Origin of the sequence: Kribbella rubisoli, assembly GCF_004217145.1 — a bacterium.
Classification (GTDB): Bacteria; Actinomycetota; Actinomycetes; order Propionibacteriales; family Kribbellaceae; genus Kribbella; species Kribbella rubisoli.
On sequence record NZ_SHKR01000012.1, the window covers coordinates 23,247 to 47,245 of the forward strand.

At 68.7% G+C, this 23,999-nt stretch carries 24 protein-coding genes and 1 riboswitch; of the genes, 12 read left to right on the forward strand and 12 right to left on the reverse strand.

Going from position 1 to position 23,999, the window contains the following annotated elements; translation table 11 throughout:
* Positions 1 to 38: 38 nt before the first annotated feature.
* From EV645_RS14320 to EV645_RS14345, 6 genes are all read right to left on the reverse strand, one after another.
* Complete coding sequence (locus tag EV645_RS14320; RefSeq protein ID WP_130443888.1) at positions 39 to 725, reverse strand: response regulator transcription factor; 687 nt, start codon at positions 723 to 725, stop codon at positions 39 to 41.
* On the reverse strand, positions 628 to 1,881 hold the full coding sequence (locus tag EV645_RS42695; RefSeq protein ID WP_130443890.1) for a sensor histidine kinase: 1,254 nt from the start codon (positions 1,879 to 1,881) through the stop codon (positions 628 to 630). Before EV645_RS42695 ends, EV645_RS14320 begins: the two co-directional genes overlap by 98 nt.
* An 80-nt stretch (positions 1,882 to 1,961) precedes the next feature.
* A complete protein-coding gene (locus tag EV645_RS14330) occupies positions 1,962 to 3,383 on the reverse strand; it encodes an FGGY family carbohydrate kinase (protein WP_130443892.1) in 1,422 nt (473 codons plus the stop codon).
* A complete protein-coding gene (locus EV645_RS14335) occupies positions 3,370 to 4,767 on the reverse strand; it encodes an alpha,alpha-trehalose-phosphate synthase (UDP-forming) (protein ID WP_130443894.1) in 1,398 nt (465 codons plus the stop codon). The genes EV645_RS14330 and EV645_RS14335 overlap by 14 nt, the downstream gene beginning before the upstream one ends.
* A gap of 8 nt (positions 4,768 to 4,775) precedes the next feature.
* Positions 4,776 to 5,777 (reverse strand): Gfo/Idh/MocA family protein, encoded by a 1,002-nt coding sequence (locus EV645_RS14340; RefSeq protein WP_130443896.1) that lies wholly within the window; start codon positions 5,775 to 5,777, stop codon positions 4,776 to 4,778.
* Positions 5,768 to 7,171, reverse strand: a complete 1,404-nt coding sequence (locus EV645_RS14345) for an amidase (protein ID WP_242000413.1) — start codon at positions 7,169 to 7,171, stop codon at positions 5,768 to 5,770. The genes EV645_RS14340 and EV645_RS14345 overlap by 10 nt, the downstream gene beginning before the upstream one ends.
* A 148-nt stretch (positions 7,172 to 7,319) precedes the next feature.
* Between EV645_RS14345 and EV645_RS14350 the strand changes: the two genes are divergently transcribed.
* Genes EV645_RS14350 through otsB form a run of 3 tightly spaced genes read left to right on the forward strand, consistent with a single transcriptional unit; the run spans position 7,320 to position 9,129 of the window.
* Positions 7,320 to 7,628, forward strand: a complete 309-nt coding sequence (locus tag EV645_RS14350; RefSeq protein ID WP_130443900.1) for a DUF3263 domain-containing protein — start codon at positions 7,320 to 7,322, stop codon at positions 7,626 to 7,628.
* 2 nt (positions 7,629 to 7,630) lie between these two features.
* On the forward strand, positions 7,631 to 8,299 hold the full coding sequence (locus tag EV645_RS14355) for a LytR C-terminal domain-containing protein (protein WP_130443902.1): 669 nt from the start codon (positions 7,631 to 7,633) through the stop codon (positions 8,297 to 8,299).
* On the forward strand, positions 8,296 to 9,129 hold the full coding sequence (otsB, locus tag EV645_RS14360; RefSeq protein WP_130443904.1) for a trehalose-phosphatase: 834 nt from the start codon (positions 8,296 to 8,298) through the stop codon (positions 9,127 to 9,129). The genes EV645_RS14355 and otsB overlap by 4 nt, the downstream gene beginning before the upstream one ends.
* Here the strand turns inward: otsB and EV645_RS14365 are convergent.
* A complete protein-coding gene (locus tag EV645_RS14365) occupies positions 9,095 to 9,562 on the reverse strand; it encodes a hypothetical protein (RefSeq protein ID WP_130443906.1) in 468 nt (155 codons plus the stop codon). The two genes, otsB and EV645_RS14365, sit on opposite strands and share 35 nt — an antisense overlap.
* A 102-nt stretch (positions 9,563 to 9,664) precedes the next feature.
* On the opposite strand from EV645_RS14365, the gene EV645_RS14370 reads away from it, so the two are divergent.
* The 6 genes from EV645_RS14370 (at position 9,665) to EV645_RS14395 (ending at position 15,882) form a co-directional block, all read left to right on the forward strand.
* Positions 9,665 to 10,828 (forward strand): Fic family protein, encoded by a 1,164-nt coding sequence (locus tag EV645_RS14370; RefSeq protein ID WP_130443908.1) that lies wholly within the window; start codon positions 9,665 to 9,667, stop codon positions 10,826 to 10,828.
* 29 nt (positions 10,829 to 10,857) lie between these two features.
* The gene (locus EV645_RS14375) at positions 10,858 to 11,805 is read left to right on the forward strand and encodes a DNA-3-methyladenine glycosylase family protein (protein ID WP_242000414.1); all 948 of its coding nucleotides are present in this window, start codon (positions 10,858 to 10,860) and stop codon (positions 11,803 to 11,805) included.
* A 22-nt stretch (positions 11,806 to 11,827) separates the two neighbouring features.
* Entirely contained in the window at positions 11,828 to 13,075 is a 1,248-nt protein-coding gene (locus tag EV645_RS14380; RefSeq protein ID WP_130443912.1) for a cation:proton antiporter, read from the forward strand.
* Between the two features lie 79 nt (positions 13,076 to 13,154).
* Positions 13,155 to 13,298, forward strand: a riboswitch (SAM riboswitch).
* Positions 13,299 to 13,311: 13 nt separating this feature from the next.
* Entirely contained in the window at positions 13,312 to 14,571 is a 1,260-nt protein-coding gene (gene thrC, locus EV645_RS14385) for a threonine synthase (protein WP_130443914.1), read from the forward strand.
* A complete protein-coding gene (locus EV645_RS14390) occupies positions 14,568 to 14,843 on the forward strand; it encodes a ubiquitin-like small modifier protein 1 (protein ID WP_130443916.1) in 276 nt (91 codons plus the stop codon). The genes thrC and EV645_RS14390 overlap by 4 nt, the downstream gene beginning before the upstream one ends.
* A gap of 13 nt (positions 14,844 to 14,856) precedes the next feature.
* On the forward strand, positions 14,857 to 15,882 hold the full coding sequence (locus EV645_RS14395) for a zinc-dependent alcohol dehydrogenase family protein (RefSeq protein ID WP_130443918.1): 1,026 nt from the start codon (positions 14,857 to 14,859) through the stop codon (positions 15,880 to 15,882).
* On the opposite strand, the gene EV645_RS14400 is transcribed toward EV645_RS14395, so the two are convergent.
* The 3 genes from EV645_RS14400 to EV645_RS14410 all read right to left on the reverse strand — a co-directional run bounded on the left by EV645_RS14400 (position 15,879) and on the right by EV645_RS14410 (position 19,414).
* The gene (locus tag EV645_RS14400; RefSeq protein ID WP_130443920.1) at positions 15,879 to 17,102 is read right to left on the reverse strand and encodes a response regulator; all 1,224 of its coding nucleotides are present in this window, start codon (positions 17,100 to 17,102) and stop codon (positions 15,879 to 15,881) included. The genes EV645_RS14395 and EV645_RS14400 overlap by 4 nt on opposite strands.
* 225 nt (positions 17,103 to 17,327) lie before the next feature.
* Complete coding sequence (locus tag EV645_RS14405) at positions 17,328 to 18,278, reverse strand: dihydrodipicolinate synthase family protein (RefSeq protein WP_130443922.1); 951 nt, start codon at positions 18,276 to 18,278, stop codon at positions 17,328 to 17,330.
* Between the two features lie 20 nt (positions 18,279 to 18,298).
* On the reverse strand, positions 18,299 to 19,414 hold the full coding sequence (locus tag EV645_RS14410) for a mandelate racemase/muconate lactonizing enzyme family protein (RefSeq protein WP_130443924.1): 1,116 nt from the start codon (positions 19,412 to 19,414) through the stop codon (positions 18,299 to 18,301).
* A 95-nt stretch (positions 19,415 to 19,509) separates the two neighbouring features.
* Between EV645_RS14410 and EV645_RS14415 the strand changes: the two genes are divergently transcribed.
* The gene (locus EV645_RS14415) at positions 19,510 to 20,478 is read left to right on the forward strand and encodes an LLM class flavin-dependent oxidoreductase (RefSeq protein ID WP_130443926.1); all 969 of its coding nucleotides are present in this window, start codon (positions 19,510 to 19,512) and stop codon (positions 20,476 to 20,478) included.
* On the opposite strand, the gene EV645_RS14420 is transcribed toward EV645_RS14415, so the two are convergent.
* Together EV645_RS14420 and EV645_RS14425 are read right to left on the reverse strand one after the other, a co-directional pair.
* Positions 20,471 to 21,592: an AI-2E family transporter gene (locus tag EV645_RS14420; protein WP_130443928.1), complete on the reverse strand. Its 1,122-nt coding sequence runs from the start codon at positions 21,590 to 21,592 to the stop codon at positions 20,471 to 20,473. The genes EV645_RS14415 and EV645_RS14420 overlap by 8 nt on opposite strands.
* Positions 21,593 to 21,705: 113 nt before the next feature.
* The gene (locus tag EV645_RS14425) at positions 21,706 to 22,239 is read right to left on the reverse strand and encodes a potassium channel family protein (RefSeq protein ID WP_198681632.1); all 534 of its coding nucleotides are present in this window, start codon (positions 22,237 to 22,239) and stop codon (positions 21,706 to 21,708) included.
* A gap of 176 nt (positions 22,240 to 22,415) precedes the next feature.
* On the opposite strand from EV645_RS14425, the gene EV645_RS14430 reads away from it, so the two are divergent.
* Together EV645_RS14430 and EV645_RS14435 are read left to right on the forward strand one after the other, a co-directional pair.
* Positions 22,416 to 23,498 carry a hypothetical protein gene (locus EV645_RS14430; protein ID WP_130443930.1) on the forward strand — a complete coding sequence of 361 codons (1,083 nt, stop codon included), beginning with the start codon at positions 22,416 to 22,418 and terminating at the stop codon, positions 23,496 to 23,498.
* Positions 23,499 to 23,534: 36 nt separating this feature from the next.
* Positions 23,535 to 23,999, forward strand: a complete 465-nt coding sequence (locus EV645_RS14435) for a DUF7144 family membrane protein (RefSeq protein ID WP_130443932.1) — start codon at positions 23,535 to 23,537, stop codon at positions 23,997 to 23,999.

Genomic DNA, 23,999 nt, shown 5'->3' on the forward strand with positions numbered 1-23,999 from the left:
GCCGCAGGCACCTCGCCGTACTGCGTCCGCCGTACGGGCTACTGCGTCTGCGGTACGACGGCGCCGGGGCGAACCAGTCCGGTCTGGTAGGCGAGTACGACCAACTGCGCACGGTCACGGCAGTCGAGCTTCACCATGGCGCGATTGACGTGGGTCTTCGCGGTCGACGGCGACAGGACGAGGCGTACGGCGATCTCCTCGTTGGACAGGCCGAGCGCGACCAGGCCGACGATCTCGCGCTCGCGTTCGGTCAGTACGTCGAGCACCGACGGGCCGATGTCCTGTCCGGTCTGCGGTTCGGCCAGGAAGCGGTTCATCAGGCCGCGGACCGCCTTGGGGGACAGCAGGGCGTCGCCGCGCGCGACCACACGGATGGCGTCGATCAGCTCGGCCGGCTCCACGCTCTTGCCGAGGAAGCCACTTGCACCGGCGCGGATCGCGTCGAACACGTATTCGTCGACCTCGAACGTGGTCAGGATCAGCACCTTCACGCCGGCCAGCGCCTCGTCCGCGGTGATCAGCCGGGTCGCCGCGAGACCGTCCATCTCGGGCATCCGGATGTCCATCAGCACCACGTCGGCCCGCTCGGTCCGGGCCAGCTCGACCGCCTCCCGGCCGTTCGCGGCCTCAGCAACGACCTCCAAATCGGGTGCTGAATTCACCAGCACCTGGAACCCGCTGCGGATCAGCGTCTGGTCGTCGGCCAGCAGCACCCGGATCGTCACCCACAACTCCCGTCTCGAGAGGAAGAACAGCATGTACGCCGAACCCGCCGCCCGGCTCCGGCCCTGTCGTCAGTTGTCCGCCGACGGCGGCAACTCGCTCCCGCATACCGACAAGCCCGTGACCCGCACCGAGCTGCCGGCCAGCTGCGGTTCCGCCGGTGTCGGTTACGTCGACTGCGAGGGCGTCGGTGGAGCAGGTGAGGCGGACTCTGGCGGCCGCACCGGTCGCGTGTTTCAGCACGTTGGTGAGGGACTCCTGGACGATGCGGTAGGCAGTGAGTTCTATGACGTCCGGGAGGTCGCCGATGGAGTCGGGCGGGACCCAGTCGACCTCGACGCCTGCTGCAGTGAAGGAATCGATCAGAGCGCCCAGTTCGAGCAGGGACGGCGTCGGTGCGGTCGGTAGGGGAGAGCCGGAGCGGCGGAGTACACCGAGGAGAACGGTGAGCTCCTGCAGCACAGTGCGGCCGCCGGAGCGGACCAACGCCAACGCTCGCTCGGCCTCGTCCGGCTGACTACGCAGTACGTGCGCAGCGACACCGGACTGGACGTTCATTAGCGCGATGTGGTGAGCGATGACGTCATGCAGCTCGTGTGCAATCCGCAGCCGCTCCTCGATCACCCGGCGCTGCGCTTCCTCATCCCGGGACTGCTCGGCCCGGACCGCTCGGTCCTCCAGCTCCCGCAGATACGCACGCCGGTACTGCGTGGCTTCGCCGATACACGCGCCGACCAGCACGACCAGCCCGTTGACCAGGTTCGCGAACAGTTCGCCGTCGGTGTACACAGCGGCGGCGACAACCGTCACAGCTACCACCGACACGATCGCAGCTGCGCGGGTTCGCCGTTCCGTCCGCTGCACCACTGTGTACGCCGCGCACGCCATGAACAGCCCGATCGGGCTCTTGGCCTGCTGCGTGATCGTGTACGTGACCCCGACGAGGGTGGTCAGCGCCAACGCGACCACGGGGACCCGCCGCCGCAGCAGCATGAACACGGCGCCGGCGATGATCAGCAACGACCCGGACAGAGTCAGGAACTCCTCGCCGTGCCGACGTTGATGCAGCGACAACCCGTTCCCCAGCAGGATTACGCTCGCCAGGACGCAGTCGAGCACCAACGGGTGCACCCGCACGCTCCGCCACCGCGCGTCCATAACGCTCACACTACGTGGCCACCCAGCCGCAGGCGTCGTCCTCAGGCCGTATCCGCGCCGTACCGCGAACGCAGTACGACTCAGGCCGGTTCTTGAGAGGCCTGTACGGCGAGCTCGCGCAGCGCCTCGTACCGCGGACGCATAGTCGCCACCCTGTCGACCTCGGCGGGGACCGGGGTCAGGTGCTCGCCACCCGGCTCCGGAGACAGTCCGAGCGCCACCGCCGCCGCGCCGCGGGCGCCTACCTCCGCCTCGGCGCACACGGTGGTCGGACGCGCGAACGTCGCGGTCAGGCAGCGGCGCCACCACTCAGAGGCGTCGATGCCGCCGCCACCCAGTACGACGTCCAGCTGCCGCCCGAACAGCGAGTCGAGCATGCGCAGCCCGCGGTCGACCTCCAGGGACGCGCCCTGCAGCGACGCGGCGAGCAGGTCCGCCGCCGTGTCGTCGAACGACAACCCGAAGAACACTCCGGAACCGCTCGGCACAGTCGCCGGCGGCCTGGTCCCGGCCATGAACGGGATCGCGATCGCCCGCGAGGCGCCGACCTCAACACCAGCCAGCTCATCGGACTCCAGCCGCAGTACGCCGGTCAGCCACGCATGCAGGTTGCCGGCCGCAGAGAACGCCATACCGGTCACCGCGCGCTTGTCGTCGACCCGGTAGCGCCACAGCTCCCACGGCAGCTCAGGCGCGTCGTCGATCGGATGCACGACGCGTACGGCGGCCGACGTCCCCACCGTCACCGCAGCGGTCCCCACGTCGTACCCTCCTGTCCCGACGTTCGAGGCAGCCCCGTCACCCGTCGGCGGATGCACAGGTACGCCGACCAGCCCCGGCCAGCGGCGTGCGTACTCCGCGGACAACGACCCGGTCCATCCGGTCGGCACGATCGACGGCAACCGGTCCGCGCGTACGCCGGCGATGTCGAGCGCCTCGTCGTCGTACGTGCCGGTGGCCAGGTCGAGCGTCCCGGTGCCGGACGCGATCGACACCGACGTCACCCGCTCGCCGGTCAACCGCTCCAGCACGAGATCGGGCAGCCCGGCGAACTCCGCGGGGGAGCCGGTCGACAGCAGCCAAGGGATCCGTCGGGTCCAGTACAGCCGATGCAGCCAGGCGCCGGTGCGCGCATGGAAGGCATGTTCGTCAACGGACGGGGCGAGGTCGACCGAGCGTGTGTCGGCCCAGGTGATCACCGGCGTCAGTGCGCCACCCGTGTTGTCAAGGGCAACGATCGAGTGCCACTGCGAGGACAGCACGATCGCGCCGATGTTCTCGAGATGACCGTTCTGCTGCAGCTCGTCCAGGCAGCCGAGCAGCCCCTCGACGTACTCGTGCAGGTCGAGCGTCGCGGAGCCGTCCGAGCCGTACGTCGGGGCGATCTTGTGCCGGGCCAGTGCGCCGGGGATCGGCGACGCGTCGTCGTCGGACAGCACGAGGGCGCGCGCGGACGACGTACCGAGATCGAGAGCGAGGACGCGCCCGTCAGTCCTGGTCATGGAGCGCCTTGAGGAAACTCTGCGCCCAGACGTTCACATCGTGCGCGGCGAGGTGCTTGCGCATCGCCTTCATCCGGCGGCCGAGCTGGCGGTCGTCGGTGTTCATCGCGTCGACGATCGTGTCCTTCATGCCGTTGATGTCGTGCGGGTTCACCAGGAAAGCTTGCCGGAACTCGTCCGCCGCACCGGCGAACTCGCTCAGCACGAGCGCGCCCGTGTCGTCGTACCGCGTCGACACGTATTCCTTTGCGACCAGGTTCATACCGTCCCGCAGCGGTGTCACCACGGCGACGTCCGCGGCCCGGAACAGCGCCGCCATCTCGGTCCGCGAGTACGACGTGTGCAGGTAGTTGATCGCCGGAGTGCCGATCCGGCCGTGCTCGCCGTTGATCCGGCCGACGAGCAGCTCGATCTCGTCCCGCAGGACGCGGTACTGCTCGACCCGCTCGCGGGACGGCGTCGCCACCTGGATGAACACCGCGTCGTCGACCGAGATCCGCTTCTCGTCCAGGAGCTCGCCGAACGCCCGCAGCCGTTGCCGGATGCCCTTGGTGTAGTCGAGCCGGTCGACGCCGAGCAGGATGTGCGTCGGGTTGCCGACCTCCTGCCGCATCTCGGCGGCGCGGGCCGTGGTCTCGGGCTGACGGGCCAGGCTCTGCAGCTCGTTGACGTCGATCGAGATCGGGAAGGCCTTCGCGCGGACGATCCGGTCGTCCGGCAGGTGGATGCGGTCGCCGCGGGTCCGCAGACCCATCCGGTTGCGGGCCAGCCGGGCGAAGTTCGAGGCAGCACCGGGTCTTTGGAAACCGACCAGGTCCGCGCCCATCAGCCCGTCGAGGATCTGCCGTCGCCACGGCATCTGCGCGAAGAGCTCGGTCGGCGGGAACGGGATGTGCAGGAAGAAACCGATCCGTACGTCGGGACGCAGCCGGCGCAGCATCGCCGGGACGAGCTGTAGCTGGTAGTCGTGCACCCAGACGTCGGCGTTGTCGTCGGCAGCATCCGCTGCGGCCTCCGCGAACCGGCGGTTCACGGCGACGTACGACTCCCACCACTCGCGGTGGAACTCCGGTGCGACGATCACGTCGTGGTACAGCGGCCAGAGCGTCGCGTTGGAGAAGCCCTCGTAGTACAGCTGCACGTCCTCGGCCGACAGCATCACCGGGACCAGATGCATACCGTCGTTGTCGAACGGGTCGACCTTCTCGTCCGGGCTGCCGGTCCAGCCGATCCACGCGCCGTGGTGGCTCTGCATCACCGGTGCGAGGGCGGTGACCAGTCCGCCTGGGCTGCGGCGCCACGCCGTACTGCCGTCTGGCATCTCGATCCGGTCGACCGGCAGCCGGTTGGCCACCACTACGAAGGAACTCCTACCGTTCGGCATCTTCAGCGTCATCCACTCAGGTCGTCGTCGTCACCGGGGTAACGGACCCCGATCTGGCTCCGGGTCTCGTCGAGCAGGTCGAGAATCTCGAGGGTGGCGGCATGAGGCAACGCCGGTACTTCGAGCGCCCCCGCACGCAGCGCTTCCATTACTGCGCCTGCCTCATAGTGGTACCCACGCCCATGCGTCGGCACGTCGATCCGCTCCGCTCCGGAAGCAGTCGTACGCACGTAGTACTCGGGGTGGTGGAAGCGGTGTGGCAGCTGCAGACTGCCCTCCGGGCCGCTGATCGAGGCGACCCACGGGTTCTGCGAGCGCAGACCACAGGTGAGCGCGGCGACCGCACCGGAGTCGTACCGCCAGGCCATGGCGACGTTCAGGTCCACGCCGTCCTCGTTGAGCGAGCCGACGGCCTTCACCTCGGCCGGACGGCCCAGAGCCATGTAGGCGAACGTCATCGGGTAGATGCCGCCGTCCATCAGCGACCCGCCGCCGAGCGCCGGATCGAGCAGCCGCGACGGCAATGAGGGCTTGTGGAAGGCGAAGTCCGCGACGACCTGCTGGGGCTCGCCGATGACGCCTGCGGCGAGGTCCTTGAAGACGGCCTGGATGACCGGGTTGGTGCGCATCCACATCGCCTCGGCGAACAGGGTCTTGTGCTCGGCCGCGACCGCGACCAGGTCCCGCGCCTGCTTGGCCGTCAGCGTGACGGGCTTCTCGCACAGCACGGCGATGCCGGCCTGCAGCGCGGTCCGCGCGATCGCGTAGTGCTGCGGATGCGGCGTACCGATGTAGATGACGTCGACGTCGCCGGAATCGATCAGCTTGCGGTAGTCGTCGTAGGCGTTCGGGATGCCGAACTCGGCGGCGAACCGGTCCGCGCTGTCCTGGGACCTGGACGCGACCGCAGTGGCGACGGCATCGTCGGGGAGCAGCCCCAGATCGTGCGTGAACTGGGTCGAGATGTTGCCGGTAGCAACGATGCCCCATCTGACACGATCTATACCCACTGGGTTAACTCCGGGGTCGGGAACGGTCCGTCTGCTGCGATTCTCGCGGTTTCGAACGCGTGAGCCAAGCGAATGAGCGTGACCTCACTCCGCGCCGTACCGCTGAAGGTGATCCCGACCGGCAGTCCGGAGACCATCCCGGAGGGCATCGAGAGCAGCGGATAGCCGGCCAGGGCGGCGTGCGAGGACGAGCCGCCGAGCACGTGGTCGCCGTTCACCAGGTCGATCGCCCAGGCCGGTGAGTACGACGGACTGACCAGCGCGTCGAGCTGGTTGTCGCGGAGCAGGTCGTCGATGCCGTCCCGGCCGGCGCGGAGCGCGGTGAGGCGTGCAGCGACGTACACGGGCGAGCTGAGGCCCTCCGTGGTCGCAGCCCGCTCGAACAGCTCCTGTCCGAACCACTGCAGCTCCTGGTCAGCATGCTCCTTGTTGAAAGCAATCAGGTCGTCCAGTGTCCGCGGACCGCCAGGGACCCGAGTGGCCAGGTACGCCGCCAGGTCGACCTTCAGCTCATGCGACAGCACCTGCAACTGGTCCTCGTCGCCACCCGGCGTCGGCAGGGACAGGTGGTCGACCAGAGTCGCTCCACAGCTGCTGAGGAGCTCCAGTGCGTGTTCGGTGACCTGGTCGAGTCCGGTGGAGTAGCCCCACAGCGGTCCACGCGGTACGCCGATGCGCACGTTGCTGAGGTCAGTGCCCCGGCAGTGCTCGGTGTAGTCCGTCTGGTTGCCTGTGAGGACTGACAGCAGCGCAGCAGCCTGGGTGACGGTCCTGGTCATCGGACCGGCGGTGTCCTGCGAGTGCGAGATCGGGACGATGCCCTGCTGCGGGATCAGGCCGACAGTGGGCTTCAGGCCGACGATGCCGTTCAGTGCGGCCGGACAGACGATGGAGCCGTTGGTCTCCGTGCCGATCGCGTACTCCGCCAGCCCGGCGGCGACGGCAGCGCCGGAGCCGGAGGAGGAGCCGCCCGCGGAGCGGTTCAGGGCGTACGGGTTGCGCGTCAGACCGCCGTACGCGCTCCAGCCGGAGGAGGACGCCGCGCCGCGGAAGTTGGCCCACTCGCTGAGGTTGGTCTTGCCGAGGATCACGGCGCCGGCCTCACGGAGCCGGCGTACCAGCGGGGCGTCGTCGGGCGGCGGTGGCTGGTCGGCCAGCGCCAGCGAACCGGCCGTGGTCGGCAGGTCGGCGGTGTCGATGTTGTCCTTGACCAGGACCGGTACGCCGTGCAGCGGGCCGCGAACGCGCCCGTTGTCACGCTCGGTGTCGAGACGGGCGGCTTCGGTGAGAGCGGCGGGGTTGGGCGTGCAGATGGCGTTGACCAGCGGGTCCACCTCACGGATCCGCGCCTGCAGCTCCTCCACCAGCGCCACGCTGGAAGAAGTTGAGCTCACGTCAAAGATCCTGCCAGAGTTGGTGACGCCCGGCCGTCCGCCGACGACACGCTCCGTGTCGTGTCACGGGTGAATGACATCGCTGTTGTTCAACACGTACAGTGGAGCGCGGACGGACGATCACCGACCGCACAGGAGTCAGCAGCAGATGGACAGCGCCAACGCCAGCTCTTCCGGCCCCGCCGAAGCTGCGCCGCCGGCCGTTGCCGGACTCTCCGAGAGGGACGGGCAGATCCTCGCCTTCGAGCGCCACTGGTGGAAGTACGCCGGCGCGAAGGAGCAGGCGATCCGGGACCAGTTCCAGATGTCGGCGACCCGGTACTACCAGGTTCTCAACGCGCTCATCGACCGCCCCGAGGCCCTCGCGCACGACCCGTTGCTGGTCAAGCGCCTGCGCCGCCTCCGCGCCGCCCGCCAGCGCGCCCGCTCCGCACGCCGACTGGGCATCGAGGTCTGACCATGTCCCGCCTTCGGGCATCCCGCGACGAGCGGGGTCAAGTCCTGTCCTCACTCGTCGCCGTGGCCGCGGTCGTCGCGATCGTGGCCGGTCTGCTGGTGCTGTTCGGGACCCGGGGGCACGACAGCAAGGCCGACGAACCGTCCGGCGCCGCGTCGAAGCCGAGCAGCAAGCCGTCGGCCAAACCGACTACTGAGCCGTCTTCCGGTCCGTCGACGGTCGGTGCGAGCATCCCGAGGCCCGGCACGCAGACGACTCCGCCTGAGGTCACGCCGTCGAAGGCACCTTCATCGACTGCGCCTTCTTCTACAGTGCCTCCTTCGACAGCACCGACCGAGCCGACGTCGAAGCCCACCCAGCCTCCCGCGACGCAGCCGGTGACCATTCCGGTGGAGGAGCGGCCGGCGATCGAGGTGTACAACAACACGCCGCGCAAGGGCCTGGCCGACGAGGTCGCGGGCCGGGCCCGGCAGGCCGGCTGGACGGTCGCCGGCTCGCCCGACAACTGGCACGGCAAGGTCGCCGAAAGCACGGTCTACTACCCGCCCGGCATGCTCCAGGCCGCGAACCAGCTCGCGCACGATATCGGCGTCGGCCGGAGCAAGGGCGCGCTGGACAACATGAAGATGGATCGCCTGACCGTGATCCTCACCTCGGACTACGCCGGATGAGCACTCCGGTCATCCAGACCGACGCCGGGCGCGCAGGCTGGGAGGCCATCGTCGCCGATCCGGCCACCGCAGTGATCTCGTCCGACTTCGACGGCGTACTGTCGCCGCTCGTCGAGGACCCGGCGCGGTCTCGGCCGGTCGAGGGCGCTCTGGACGCGCTGGCCCGGTTGGCGCGCTCTGTTGGCCAGGTGGCGATCGTGACCGCTCGCCCTGCGCTGGTGGCTACGGAGCTCTCCGGGGTGAGCGGCCACCCGGGTCTTGGCCAGCTCGTAGTGCTCGGCCACTACGGGCTTGAGCGGTGGGACGCTGCGACCGGCAAGGTCACGACCGCACCGGTGCCGGCAGGGGTCGCCACGGCTCGAGGCCGGTTGCCGGGGCTGCTGGCCGAGGCCGGCGTACCCGATGCCTTTGTGGAGGACAAGGACAGCTCGCTGGCTGTGCACACCCGGCGGCTGGATGACCCGACCGGTGCGTTCGAGCTACTGCGTGGGCCGATGACTGCGCTGGCCGAGGAGACCGAGCTGCGGCTCGAGCCGGGCAACCTCGTGCTGGAGCTGCGACCGCCCGGCATCGACAAGGGCGTAGCAATCCGCAGTCTGGTCGAGTCGACCGGCGCCAGGTCGATCCTGTACGCCGGGGACGACCTGGGCGACCTCGCCGCATTCAAGGCGATCGGGGCGCTGCGTTCAGCCGGGCTGAGCGCGCTACTGCTGGCGACGCGGTCGTCGAACGCGACCGAGCTGATCGAGGCCGCGGACATCGTCGTCGACGACCCCAGCGGTGTGGTGACCGTCCTCACGGCCCTTTCGGACGCGATCTCAGCACGCTGAACGCCTGCGTCACGGTCTTCCCCAGCGGCTGGATCGGACGTTCGACGTACCCGCCCTCCTTCAGGTTCGCGAGCCGCTCGAACGGATTCCGCGACGCCGGATCACCGGTCAGCAGGAACGAGATCACCACGCCGACGACGTACAACGGCAACATCGGCAACCCGATCAGGCAGAAGTACTGCCAGGAATGCCGCTCCTCGTGCCGCAGCAACGCCGGATTGTCGAAGTACGAGCGGTCGTTCTTGCTGAGGATGACATTGCCGATCGTGAACGCGCCGGCCACGGGGAAGCCGAGCTTGTAGCCGTTCGCGAAGAACAGACCGCGCGGGCCGCGGCTGAATTTCGCGCGCCCCAGAACGCCGACGAAGGCGCCGGCCAGCGTGGACAGATTCAGGAAGTTCCCCACGAGCTTCACCCACTGCCAGGCGGTCATGGGGCTCAGTATCGGCGTGGCGGCCGCGTTTGTCTCGATGTCGCAATCATCAGGACATGCAGTATGATGTCCTAAGAATTGAGACATTAGGACATGGGGTCGATGACTACCTTCAGTACGCCGGAGCCGGACCTCGAGGACCGACAGGTTCTCGAGCAGATTCACGCGTTCCGGTCCGAGCTCACCGACGTACTGCGTGTGCCCCGGCGATGGGCGGGCGGCCTGCGGCGGAGCATGCTGGCGCGGGCGATCCAGGGATCGAACAGCATCGAGGGGTACGACGTCAAGCTCGACGACGCCGCGGCCGCGCTGGACGACGAGGAGGCGCTGAGCGCCGACGAGCGTACGTTCGCCGAGATCCGCGGGTACCGGCAGGCGCTCGGTTATGTGCTGGCGATGGCCAAGGACGCGGACTTCAGGCTCGATGTCTCGGCCATTCGAGGGATGCACTTCATGATGCTCAGCCACGACCTGTCGAAGAGTCCGGGGAGCTACCGGCCCGGTGCGGTCTATGTTCATGACGAGGCAACCGGCGAGAACGTGTACGAAGGTCCGCCGGCCGAGGACGTCGCTGCGCTTGTCGCCGAACTGACGGACGATCTAGCGGCCGACACCTCAGCCGATCCGCTGGTCCAAGCGGCGATGGCCCACCTGAACCTGGTCATGATCCACCCGTTCCGCGACGGGAACGGCCGGATGGCCCGCGCCCTGCAGACCCTCGTGCTGTCGCGCGGCGGTATCGGCGAGCCTGCGTTCTCCAGCATCGAGGAGTGGCTGGGCAGCAACACCGATGAGTACTACCGAGTGCTGGCGGCTACCGGCGCCGGGGCATGGCATCCCGACCGATCGGCGGCGCTCTGGCTGAAGTTCAATCTGCGCGCACATCACATCCAGGCGCAGACTGTACGCCGACGGTATCGCGAAGCGGGCAGGCTGTGGCTGGCGTTCGACGAGCTGATCGAGAAGCACGGCCTCGCCGATCGTGTCGCCGACGAGCTCTTCGACGCATCCTTGGGATTCCGCATGCGTCGAGCGACCTACGTGCGCCGTGCCGGGATCGAGGAGCGGACCGCGTCCCGCGACCTCGCGAGGCTGACTGACCTGGAGCTGCTCCGTGCGGTCGGCGAGACGAAGGGTCGGCACTACGTGATGGGCGATCGGCTCGCCGAGGTTGTTCAGGAGGTCCTCTCCACCCGTGATCAGTTGGTCGATCCGTACCCCTGGATGCCGGAGAGGCTGGCCGCGGTGCCGAGACCGGTCCGCTAGTTGTCGGTGGGGTGGGTAAGACTTGGCGGGTGAGTTCGGTGGTGCGGGTTTGGCGGGCGGGGCGGGTGGTGGATCCGCATTCGGTGATCGGAGGGTTGCGGAAGGGGCCTGGGGATCCGGCTTACGTGTTCGATGCGGGGCGGCGGACGGTGTGGCGGGCTACTCGGACGCCTGACGGGCCGGTGCAGCTGCGGTTGACGCCGTACGCCGGGGGCGTGGAGGCCGAGGCGTGGGGTGCCGGGGCTGAGTGGGCGCTCGACGGGGTGCCGGAGTTGCTGGGCGATCGGGACAGTTGGGACGGGTTCGAGCCGCTGCCGGAGCATCAGGCACTGGTCGATGCGGCGCGCCGGTTTCCGCATGTGCGGGTGCCGCGGACGCGAGCGGTGTTCGAGGCCCTCGCTGCGGCCGGGATCGAGCAGGTCGTGACCGGCAAGGAGGCGTTCCGGGCGTGGCGGCTGCTGCTGCGTGAGTACGGCGAACCTGCGCCGGGACCGAACGAGCAGGGCAACCGGGTCATGATGGTGCCGCCGGCGCCGGAGGAGTGGCGGCTGATCCCGTCGTGGCAGTTCTTGCGCGCGGGAGTCGAGAGCCGGCGGTCGCGGGTGGTGCTGACGGCGGCTTCCCGGGCGAAGGCGCTCGAGCGGACGCTGGAGCTGACGGACGGGGCGGAGATCGAGCAACGGCTGCGATCGCTCCCAGGGGTCGGGGTGTGGACGGCGGCCGAAGTACGGCAGCGGGCGCATGGGGACGCGGATGCGTTCTCGTTCGCGGACTACCACGTGTCCCGGAACGTCTCGTACGCCTTGATCGGCGAGGAGCTCGACGACGACGGATGCGCGGAGCTGATCGAGCCGTACCGCGGCCACCGGTTCCGGGTGCAACGGCTGTTGGAGCTGGCCGGCATCGGTCATCCCCGCTACGGCCCGCGCAAGTCGTTGCCGACCCACACCCCGGGCGCGACACATCGCCTGCGCTAGCCCCGGGCACTAGGTTCCCATCATGACGATCGACGGGGATGGTCTGTACCTGGTGGCGGGCCTGGCGCTGCTGCTCGGCGCCGTCCTGCCGCGTCTGCTCCGGCGGTACGCCGTCTCCGCGCCGATCGGCTTCCTCGGTGCGGGTGTGCTCCTCGGCCTCGCCGTCGACCAGTCCCACCTCAGTCCGATTGCCGAGTCCGGCATCACCAAGCACCTTGCCGAGCTGACGATCCTGGTCGCGTTGATGGGCGTCGGCCTGGCGATCGACCGTCCGATCGGGTGGCACCGGTGGAAGGTGACCTGGCGGCTCCTACTGGTCGCGATGCCCGCCTGTATCGCTGCTGTAGCCGGTGCGGGCTGGCTGCTCGGCCTGGCGCCGGCGACGGCCTTGCTGCTCGGCGCCGTACTCGCGCCGACCGATCCGGTCCTCGCCTCGGACGTGCAGGTACAGGGCCCGTCGACCGGTGCGGACGCCGAGCCTGAGGAGGACGACGAGGTCCGCTTCGCACTGACTTCGGAGGCCGGTCTGAACGACGGCCTGGCCTTCCCGTTCGTGTATGCGGCGGTGTTCGGCGCCACCAAGGGCGCGGTCGGCCACTGGGCGCTCGAGTGGTTCGCCTGGGATCTGATCGGGCGGACCGTGATCGGTGTGCTCGTGGGCCTCGGAGTCGGCTGGTTGCTCGGCAAGATGGCGTTCTCCGCACCCTCGCGCACCTTCCGCCTGGCCGACTCGCGCGAACCCGTGCTGGCGCTCGCGATGACGCTGGGCGTCTACGGGCTCGCCCAGGTGCTGCACGGCTACGGGTTCATCGCCGTGTTCATCGCCGCCCTGACACTCCGAGCGGCCGAGCGGCAGCACGACTTCCACGAGGAGCTGCACGGGTTCGTCGAGCAGCTCGAACACATCCTGACCTGGGGCATCCTGCTCCTCCTCGGCTCGGCGATCACAGCCGGGCTGCTTCGGCCGCTGACCTTCGCCGGTGTCGCGCTCGGCCTCCTGCTGGTGCTGGTGATCCGCCCTCTGACCGCCTGGGTCGCGCTGGCCGGCACGCCGCTGGGTCGCTCCGAACGCTGGGTGACCGCCGCGTTCGGCATCCGCGGCGTCGGATCGGTGTTCTACCTGGCGTACGCCGGCTCCGACTTCGGCACCGATCTACCGTGGTTGTGGGCGACGGTCGCGTTCACCGTCGTACTGAGTGTGGTCGTCCACGGCGTCGCGGTGACACCGCTGATGCGGATGCTCGACGTACGCCGGGATGCCGCCGCCTGAGCGTCCGCGGCTGAGATCGGCGGTCTCGGATGGTGGGATCACAAGACACAATATGGACCCGATTGGGTAATCTCGGGGGAGCTCATCCAGAGGGACTGAGGGAAACGGCCCGTTGAAGTCCCGGCAACCCTCCCCGTCGAGCCCCCGCCCGGGGCGTCTCGCGGTGGAACGGTGCCAAATCCGTCCCGCCGCCGAGATCCGGTGTTCGCGGGGAAGATGAGAGGGGAACCTCACTCATGAGCCAGACCGCCACCCACACGATCCGTGAAGGTGCCTTCGGCAACGGTACGCACCTGAGCTGTCGCGCCTGTGGGGCGAAGTCGCCGCTCGGCCCGTTCTACGCCTGTATGGAGTGTTTCGGTCCGCTCGAGGTCGGATACGAGTACCCGACGATCACCCGCGAGCAGATCGAGGCCGGACCCAAGAACATCTGGCGGTACCAGCCGCTGCTGCCCGTCCCCGTCGACGTGGCCAGCTACCCGAACACCGAGCCCGGCTACACGCGGCTCATCGACGCCCGCAATCTGGCCCGCGAGCTCGGCCTGCGCAAGCTGTGGGTGAAGGACGACTCCGGCAACCCGACCCACTCCTTCAAGGACCGGGTCGTTGCCTCCGCGCTCAGCGCGACCCGCGAGCTGGGCCTGAAGGTCTTCGCCTGCCCCTCCACCGGCAACCTGGCCAACGCCGTCGCCGCGGCCGCCGCCCGGGCCGGCATCCGCTCGGTCGTGTTCATTCCGCATGACCTCGAGCGCCCGAAGGTGATCACCACCGCCGTGTACGGCGGGACGCTGGTCGCCGTCGAGGGCAACTACGACGACGTGAACAAGCTCGCCTCCGAGATCGCCGGCGAGGAGGAGGGCTGGGCGTTCGTCAACGTCAACGTCCGCCCGTACTACTCCGAAGGCTCCAAGACGCTGGCCTTCGAGATCGCCGAGCAGCTCGGCTGGCGGCTGCCGCAGCAGATCGTGATCCCGGTCGCCTCCGGTTCGCAGCTGACCAAGATCGACAAGGGCTTCACCGAGCTCGGCAAGCTCGGCCTGGTCGATGCCACCGACTACAAGGTGTACGGCGCGCAGGCGACCGGCTGCTCCCCGGTCGCGCAGGCGTTCCGCGACGGCCACGACGTGGTCAAGCCGGTCAAGCCGGACACGATCGCCAAGTCGTTGGCGATCGGCAACCCGGCCGACGGGCCGTACGTGCTCGACGTCGCCCGCCGTACCGGTGGCGCGATCGAGGACGTCAGCGACGAAGAGGTCATCGAGGGCATCCAGCTGCTGGCCCGGACCGAGGGCGTCTTCGCCGAGACCGCGGGCGGCGTGACCGTCGCGACGCTGAAGAAGCTGATCGCGACCGGCCAGCTCGACCCCGAGGCCGAGACCGTGATCATCAACTCCGGCGACGGGCTGAAGACGCTCGACGCCGTGGCCGACCGGGTCGGCCCCAAGGTGACCATCCCCGCGTCGTACGACGCCTTCGTGAAGGCAGGCCTGCAGTGAGTGTGAGCGTTCGGGTTCCGACCATCCTGCGTCCGTACACCCAGGGCGTGTCCGAGGTCTCCGCGGAAGGCTCGACGCTGACCGAGGTGCTCGACTCGCTGGACGCGTCGTACCCCGGGATCAAGGGCCGCGTGCTCGACGACTCGGGCGAGCTGCGCCGGTTCGTGAACGTCTATGTCGACGATGACGACGTACGGTTCGCCGACGGCCTGCAGACCGCGATCAAGGACGGCGGCCAGGTCTCGATCATCCCGGCGGTCGCGGGCGGCTGATTAAGCTGCGGTGATGCGCGCTGTTGTGGTGGAGGAGTACGGCGTACTCCCGACGGTCCGTGAGGTTGCAGAGCCTTCGGCAGCCGACGGTGCGGTTGTCCTTCGGGTTGAGGCGACCGGCCTGTGCCGTAGTGACTGGCATGGGTGGATGGGGCATGACTCCGACATCGTGCTGCCGCATGTGCCCGGTCATGAACTGGCCGGGACGATCGCGGCGGTCGGTGCCGGGGTGACCGGCTGGCAGGTGGGCGATCGGGTCACGACGCCGTTCATCTGCGCTTGCGGCGAGTGCGAGCAGTGCTTGGAGGGCAACCAGCAGGTCTGCCCTAACCAGCTGCAGCCTGGGTTCAACTATTGGGGCTCGTTCGCCGAGTACGTCGCCGTGCCGTTTGCCTCCGTAAATCTGGTCCGTCTCCCTGACGACATGGACTTCGCAACCGCCGCCGGCCTCGGCTGCCGCTTCGCCACGTCGTTCCGCGCCGTCCACCAGGTCGGCAAGGTCCGAGCCGGCGAACGCGTAGCCGTCTTCGGCTGCGGCGGGGTGGGTCTGTCCGCTGTGATGATCGCGACCGCCCTGGGGGCCTCGGTGGTCGCGATCGACACCAACCCCGAGGCGCTTGCGTTGGCCCGCGAGTACGGCGCCGAGCACACCCTTCAGGCCTCGGATCAGGTCGCCGCCCGGATCCAGGATCTCGGCGGGGCCCACGTCACCGTCGACGCCCTCGGCTCCAGCGACATCGTCCAGCAAGCCCTCTCCGCCCTCCGCCCCCGAGGCCGTCACGTCCAGGTCGGCCTGCTGCCGAACGGCGTACAGCTCGAGGTTGGCCGCCTGATCGGCCAGGAACTGTCTTGGCTGGGCAGTCACGGCATGCCCGCCCACGCCTACCCCGAAATGCTCGCCTTAGTTGCTTCAGGCAAGCTCCGACCGGCCGAGCTAATCACCCGCACCATCACCCTCGACGAAACCCCCACCGCCCTTGCCGCGCTGTCCAACGGCACCCCGGCCGGCATCACCGTCATCACGCCAGGCAGCGGTTAGAGGCGGATCAGGTAGACCGTGGGTGGGCGGCCGGTGCGGCCGTGTTGTTGGGTGCCGGTGGGGGCGGCTAGGCCGGCTCGTTCCAGGCGTTTCAGGACTCGGCGGGCGGTGCGGAGCTGGACGGCCAGGTGGTCGGCTACGTCTTGGGTGGTGAGGCCGTCGGGGAGGGTGGCGGTGAGTTCTCGCATGCGGGCGAGGGTTTGGGTGTTGAGGCCGACCCGGCGCGCGAGCAGCGGCAGGCTTTCGGTGCCGCGGGCGGTGGTGGGCTGGTCGCCGCTCGGTTCGATGACGATCTCGACGTCGTCGGACATCGAGACAACGCCGGCGACGGATCCGATCGACGCGGCGCGGCTCACGGCTCGCCGGGCGAGTGCTTCCGCCTCAGCCGCAGTACGGCCGACGCCGAAACCGACGTACGCCGTGCTGTGCCGCGCCGCGAGGTGGTCGAGTAGCGGCATGCGGGAGAACTGCTCCGTCGCCTGCTCGAGCAACCCGCGCGTGGTGACGACCAGGTGCCGCCCGTCGGGCAGAGCGGCGAGGCTGCCGCCGAGCGTGATGAGGTCGGCGGCGAGCGCGTCGTCCGGCTCAGGTAGATCGATCACCCCGAGCGCGACCTGCGCATCTCCGACATGCTGACCGGTCGTCGTCAGGACGAGTGCCTGCAAAGTGGAGCGGATCGAATAGCGGGACGGCGCGAGGCGTACCGAAGGCATTTCGTTCTCGATCAGGTGGAACGCCGACCCCAGGCAGCTGATCGCGACCTTTGTGTTGTGCTTCTCGCGCGCGGTGCGGTGGAACTCGACGATGTCGTCCGACGTCAGCCCGGGCCGGTACGGCAGCACATGGATGTGTTCGGTCGGCAGCTTCGCCTCGATCAGCGTCTCGATCACCTCGGACCGGCGCAGCGTGTCGATCGAGAACTGCGTGACGTTGTGCCCGAGTCGCAGCAGTTCGACGAGTGCGCGCAGCAGTGTCGCGCCGTCGTACGAGACGTACATCGCGGGCCGGTCGATCACGCCGGCCTCGGTGGCGATCGTGTACGGGACGACGCCGGTGAACAGGAACGCGTCGACGTCGGACTGCGCCTGCGAGACCAGCTCGACCGCTTCGGTCTCGTGCCGGTAGGCCAGCGGGTGGAGGGTGGTCCCGCTCGGCGCGCCGACCGCGGTCACGCGCTGGACCAGATCCTCCGGTCCGACGACGCCGACCGTGAGCGCCATCAGGTCACCGGCCCCGAAGCTGAGCTGATCCTCACGGCATCCTCCGACGACTTCTGGTCTGGCCCTCAACTCGCAGAATAGCGCAGGGAGCGCTGAGATCTTGACGTTCAGAGCGCACTCTTTTAGTTTCGGTCAAGACCACAATTGCCGCGACCCCTGAGGTGGTCCGCAGACGGCGGCGGTGTGGTGGAGCGTAGGAGGGAGCGCGCCACCCCACTGCCCGTGCTAGCTGTGGAGTTCCTCGAGGCAGCGGATCACCAGGTCGCGTTCGCTCGGCGGCAGGTCAGGACCGTAGGGATCGTGTGCGGCCTCGGCCGGCACCAGGCCCTCCCATTCGGCGGCCCACAGCATCCGCTGCACGTACCCCTCGATCGGCGCGTAGAACGTCGCAGCAGCAAACCTGTCCAGTCGGTCCCATGCGGTCAGGAACCCAGAGTGGTCACTGGCGGTCCATGCACGCAGTACTGCGGCCGACAGCTCCACCTGTGCCGAGGCGATGCCGACCAGCGCGGTGTCCGCGCCCCACATGAACGACGGCCCGTACATGCGGTCCTCGCCGGTGATCAGCAGCTTGCCGCTGCCACGTCCGGCCCAGATCGCGTCCTGGCAACCGATGGCCCGGTCCAGTGTCGCCGTCTTCACGCCGAGCATCGCGTCAAGCGCCAACAGCTCGCGGATCAGCGAAGGCGAGTACGGGTACCCACCAGCCTCGCCGTGCAAGTAGAACCCGACCAGCGGCAGCCCGCTCTCCGCAGCGACCCGCTCGTGCAACGCCACCGCCTGCGCGTCCCCGTCCGGCAGATCGCCCAGCGCGGCCAGCGGATAGACCATCACTGCGTCGGCCCCACCTGCCGCAGCCGCCAGCGCCATCTCCACCGTCGCATCAGCTGCCTCCTGCAACCCTGCCGCCTGAGCAGAGCGAGGTACGCCGACACCCGCCACGATCGGTACGTCGGTGGCCTGCCGCCACGTCTCCAGCACCTTCGCGCGGTCGCCGGCCGACAGGTACAGCCCGCGCCCGGTGTGGGCCCACACCGCGATCCCGCCGACGGACTGCGCCGTCAGGGCACCGGCGTACGCGGTCAGAGCGTCGTACGCGACGACGCCGTCGGAGTCCATCGGCGTGACCACAGCGGGAAGCAGCGTGCCGCGCAGTCGCTCTACGAGTGGGTGCATCAAAGTCCTCTCAGACAGCATCAGACCTCGTGCCCGAGACCGGGCCCCTGCGGTACGTCGATCCAGCCGTCGCAGTCGGCGAACACGCTCGGCGCCAGCGGGTCCTCGTCGACCATCAGCGGCCCCACCAGGTCGGCCGCGACGGTCGCACCGGGCACGGCGGCGGCCAGGTGTACGGCGGCCAGCGTGGCCACGCCCAGCTCCGGCATCGAGCCTACCTTCACGGCCAGCCCCGCAGCCTCGGCCACATTGGCGATCTGCAGCGCACGGTGGAGCCCGCCGACCTTGAGGATCTTGATGTTCAGTACGTCGGCCGCACCGCGCCGAGCGATCTCCATGGCGTCGTGCAGCGAGTGCATGCTCTCGTCGACCATCACACGCACGTCGAGACGCTCGCGCAGCCGCACGAGCCCAGCAAGATCCCAGCGGGGCAGGGGCTGCTCCAGCAGGGTCAGCCCGGCGGCGCTCATCTTGGCGAGGTACGGGAGGGCTGTGGTCGCGTCGTACCCCTCGTTGGCGTCCAGGCACAGCTCAGCGTCGTCAGGGATCGCAGCGCGGACCGCACGGATCAGCTCGAGATCCTTGGCCGGGTCCTGGCCGCCCTTGACCTTGAGGTGCATGAATCCGCGCTCGGCGTACTCCGCCGCCTCTGCGGCCATCTCGTCCAGCGTGCCGAGGCCGACGACCCACGTGGTCTGCACGCGGTCGCGGACGCTGCCGCCGAGGATGGCGTGCACGGGCCAGCCGCTCAGCCGACCGGCCAGGTCGTACAGAGCGATGTCGAGGCCTGACTTGGCGACCTGCTGCCCGCGCAGTACGCCGTCCATCACGACATGCGCACCGGCCCGGTCGAGTGGGTCGCGGCCGATCAAGGCTGGTGCGAGGTGCTCCTCGATCGCGGCCTGTACGCCGGCCAGCGTCTCGCCGGTGTACGCCGTCATCGGTGACGTCTCGCCGATCCCGACGGCGCCGTCGGCAGTGTGGACCTCGACGACAAGGCTGATGAGCTCGGTGCTGATCCCGCTGCTGATCTGGAACGGACGGCGGTACCTCGCGCTGACAACCCGGGTCTTGATCGCGCTGACCGGCGCCGATGCCCCGTCCGGCAACCCCGCCGGTTGTACTGCAAGACTCATAACCGGCTCCTAGGGTCGCAATCTGAGCGGAAAGCATTTACGGTCAAGACCGTAAATACCCTGAGCGCTCTCTGTCAACGGAAGGTGGCACCCCGATGCGGCTGGGTCTCTATCTGAACCTCTACGGCACCCCGGACGAGCGGCCCCGGTTGGCCGACGCCGTCGAGCAGGCGAAGCTCGCCGAGCAGGCCGGGTTCGAGTGGGTCGTGCTCGGCGAGCGGCACCTGCACCGGCCCGGGTACCACGAGATCCTCACGTCGATGACGTGGCTGGCCGCACACACGTCCCGGATCGGGATCGCCACGGCGGGGATCGTGGCGCCGTTGTACGACCCCGTCGTACTCGCGGAGACGCTGGCGCATATCGACGTACTGTCCGGCGGGCGGCTGACAGCCGGGTTCGTGCTCGGGTACCGGCCGGAAGAGTTCGCGCTGTACGGCGTGACGCAGGCGGAGCGGGTCGCGCGGTTCGAGGAGGGGCTGGAGATCCTGACCCGGCTGTGGACGTCGGACGAGGTCACGTATGACGGGAAGTTCACCAGCATCCAGGACGCGTACCTGTCGCCGCGACCGGTGCAGTCGCCGCGGCCGCGGATCTGGAACGGCGGGCGGGTGTCGGCCGTGCTGGAGCGGACCGCCCGGATGTGTGACGGGTGGACGACGTCTTTCAATGAGCTGGACGCGGACCTGCCGGCGAGGATCTCGGAGTACCTGTCGTATCCGCGCGGGGAGGGGACGCTCGGCCAGGAGGTCATCCTCTGCCGGGAGGGGTACTGCGCTCCGACGTCGCAGGACGCCCGGACGGCGCTGGAGGAGCCGCTGCGCGACCTGTACGACGCCTACACCGGCTGGAAACGCACTTCGACCGACGTCAGCCGCTACACCCAAGGTTGGGACGACATCGTCGACCGCAGCGCGATCGGCTCCCCGGCCCAGTGCGCCGACCGCCTGGCCCACTACGAGGAGCTGGGCGCCGACGGGATCATCCTCCGCATCCAGCCGCCGGGGATGTCGCAGGCAGACGCCCTACGCTCGATCGAGGCCTTCGGCGAACTGCTTACGTAGCCGCCGTCGACGGGGTGGCGTCGTCGGCTTGTTCCAAGGGTTTCTCCGGTCGGCCGTCGTTGCTGGAGATCAGGCCGTTGACCCAGTGGGTGGAGGGGTCGGCGTCCAGGAGGAGGGCTTTGGCCAGGAGGGACAGCGGAATGGCGAGGATCGCCCCCAGCGGGCCCAGGACCCAGGCCCAGAAGACCAGGGACAGGAACGTCAGGGTGGTGGACATTCCCACTGCGTCGCCGACGACCTTCGGTTGGATGATCGACTGGAACACGAAGTTGATGACGCAGTACGCGACGACCACCCAGACCAGGGACGACCAGCCGTTGGCCAGGAGGCCCAGGAGCGCGGGCGGGACGACGCCGATGATGAAGCCGATGTTCGGGATGTAGTTCGTGATGAAGGCGAGCAGGCCCCACAGCCACGGCAGCGGGACGCTCAGCAGGTAGAGGACGCCGACGTCCACCACGGCGACGATCAGGCCGAAGATCGTGGAGACGACCAGGTACCGCGTCGTACCGCGGGCGAAGCTCGTCAGTGCGCTGGCGAATCCGGGACGGTGTTTCGCGGCCTCGGTCAGGCGGGTGGTGAAGCTGTTGGCGTCCATGCCCATGAAGAACAGCAGGATCACGATGAAGCCGAGGTCGGAGAACACGCCGAGCAGCTTGGTCAGCCAGCCTTGCAGGATCCCGAGCGCCTTCCCGAGGTCGACCGCCTGCAGGACGCGCTGGATCTCCTGGTTGCCGACGCCCTGGTCGGCGAGCCAGCCGCGGACGTCGTTGACGAGCTGGCCGAACGTGGCCTGGTACGCCGGGAGCAGCGTCGCGAGCCGCGCGAGCGAAAAGGCCAGCGCGGCGGCGAGGCCGAGGAGGATCGCGATCACGACGACGAGGGCGATGAGGGCGGCGATCCAGCTACGGACGCCACGCCGGATCAGGTACCGGCGCAGCGGACTGACCGCGATCGTGAGGATCAACGCGAGGAACACCGGTCCCGCGATGCTCGAGAAGCCGCGCAGCCCGCCGGCCGTGATGATCGCGCCGGCAGTCCCGAGCAGCACCACCACGCCCCGTGGCAGGGACCACGAGGCCGTCGGCGGTGGGGCGTCGGGGGAGTCAGGCATGTCGTAGTTCTCCTCCGCATCGGACCAGGGGGTTCGAACATCTCCGACATCTCCTGCGGCGGCATCACGCGTCCCGGAGGAGGCAGCGGCGGGCGTCGTACGCCAAGGGTGAGTCAGTCCTGCTGATGGCGCAGACCGGTCTGTACTGCGGTCAGCAGCACCTTCGCGCCCAGGCCGACCACGAGCAGGTCCCCGATGATCTGCACCGTGACGACCAGGCGAGCCGTCTCGGTCACCGGTGCGATGTCGCCGAAGCCGACCGTGGCGAGGACCGTGACCGTGAAGTACATCGCGTCGGAGCGGGTCAGCGGCTCGGTGAAGCTGCCGGCGCGGTTCAGTTCCATCAAGTAGTACGCCGCGGCGAAGACGACCAGGAGCAGCGGCACGCAGGTCGCGAGTGTGTTGACCGCCCGGATCCGCGGGTACGGCGACCGCGTGATCTCGCGGATCTGCCACGCCAGTACCACCGCGACCACGAGGAGCCCGAGCCCCAGGTACGCCGCCACGACCCCGTCGAGCTCGTCCATCGGGAGCACGAAGTACCCCGTGACGATGACCGCCCCTCCGGCCAGCGACCGCAGCAAGGATCTCCGCGCAAGCCGACGCTGCTCACCCGGCGGAAGACGGTGGTAGCCGCTGTCTGCCACCCCCTGAGTTCACCGCACCCGGCACGCCTCGGCATCGTCATTCCCGGACGAACTCCGGTTCGTGTCATCCGCCCTGGATGATCCCCCTGAATCGGGCCGCCGGGAAACCCCGGGATGAGGTGAGGCCCGCGGGACGGTTGCGGTCGTAGCCTGAGTCGGAGGGATGGGGGTGGCGCATGGATGTCCAGGTGGTGTTCTGGGCCGTCGTACTGGCGCGTTTCGTGCTGCCGTTCTTCATCCTGCGCTACCCGTTGCCGGCGATCATCGCCTGTCTCCTCCTCGACGGCGTGGATCAGACGATCTTCCAGATCTTCGGCGTCGACCCGCCGAACTACCAGAGCTACGACAAGGCGATGGACGTGTTCTACCTGTCGATCGCCTATCTCGCGAGCCTGCGCAACTGGAGCAACCCGGCGGCGGTCAAGGTCAGCCGGTTCCTGTTCTTCTACCGTCAGATCGGCGTGGTGCTCTTCGAGCTCACCGGGCTGCGGTTCCTGCTGCTGGTGTTCCCGAACACGTTCGAGTACTTCTTCATCGCCTACGAAGCCGTGCGCACGCGGCGGAACCCGATGCGGTACGGGTTCCGGTTCTGGGTGAAGGTCGCGGCCGGGATCTGGATCTTCATCAAGCTGCCGCAGGAGACGTGGATTCACATCCTGAAGCTGGATCTGACCGACACCATCCGCGACGTACCGTGGTTCCTCCCCGTGCTGATCGCGGCGGTACTGGTACTCGTAGCAGTCCTGTGGTTCGTCGTCCGGCCGCGACTCCGGCCGCCCGACTGGACGTGGCGGCTGAGCGCCGATCCGTTGCCGGTGGAGATGGACGAGGCCAGCGAGCGGATGGCGTACCGCGCGTCGCACAACCGGGTGCTGGACATGGCCGCCGTCGAGAAGATCGTGCTGATCGGCCTGATCAGTGTGATCTACGGGCGGGTGCTGCCCGGCGTACAGACCAGCGACCTCAGGCTCTTCCTCGGCATCGCGTTCTTCGTGGTGCTGAACTCCGCGATCGGGCTGTGGAGCGCGCGGCGCGGGTACGGGTGGGACTCGGCCACGTTCTCGTTCGTTGTCCTGCTGGTGATCAACATCGCGCTGGTGCTCGTCGCCGACCTGTTGCTGACCCGGGGCGACGGGTCGCTGTCGCTGTCGGACACGCTGTTCTTCGTCTTCCTGGTCACCACTCTGACGATGCTCTACGACCGGTACCACCCGGTCAGCGAGTACCGCGCGACCGCGGCCGCCAAAGCCGTGAGCTAAGCCGGAGCCAAGCAGCCGTGAGCTGAGGAGAGCGCCATGCCGGAGCCCGAGGAACTGTCCAGCGGAGCCCATCGACGGCCCGGTGAGGTCGAGGTCCCGGAGTGGACCAGCCGCTGGGTCGGCGGAATCCTGTTCGCGGGCGTGATGATGATCGTGCTCGGGATGATCCACGCGTTCCAGGGGTTCGTCGCGATCTTCGACGACACGTACTTCCTGGTCCGCCCGTCCCGCCTGGCGATCCACCTCTCCTACGACAACTGGGGCTGGATCCACCTGGTCGTCGCCCTGTTCGTCCTGGCAGCCGGCATCGCCCTCCTCAACGGCCGCGTCTGGGGCCGCGTGGTCGGGGTGATCGTCGCGATCGCGAGCATCCTGCTCAACATGGCGTTCCTGGCGGCGTACCCCATCTGGTCCACGATCACCATCGCCGTCGACGTCCTCATCATCTGGTCGCTGACCGTCCACGGCGACGAACTACGCCAGATGCTCGACCGCAAGTAG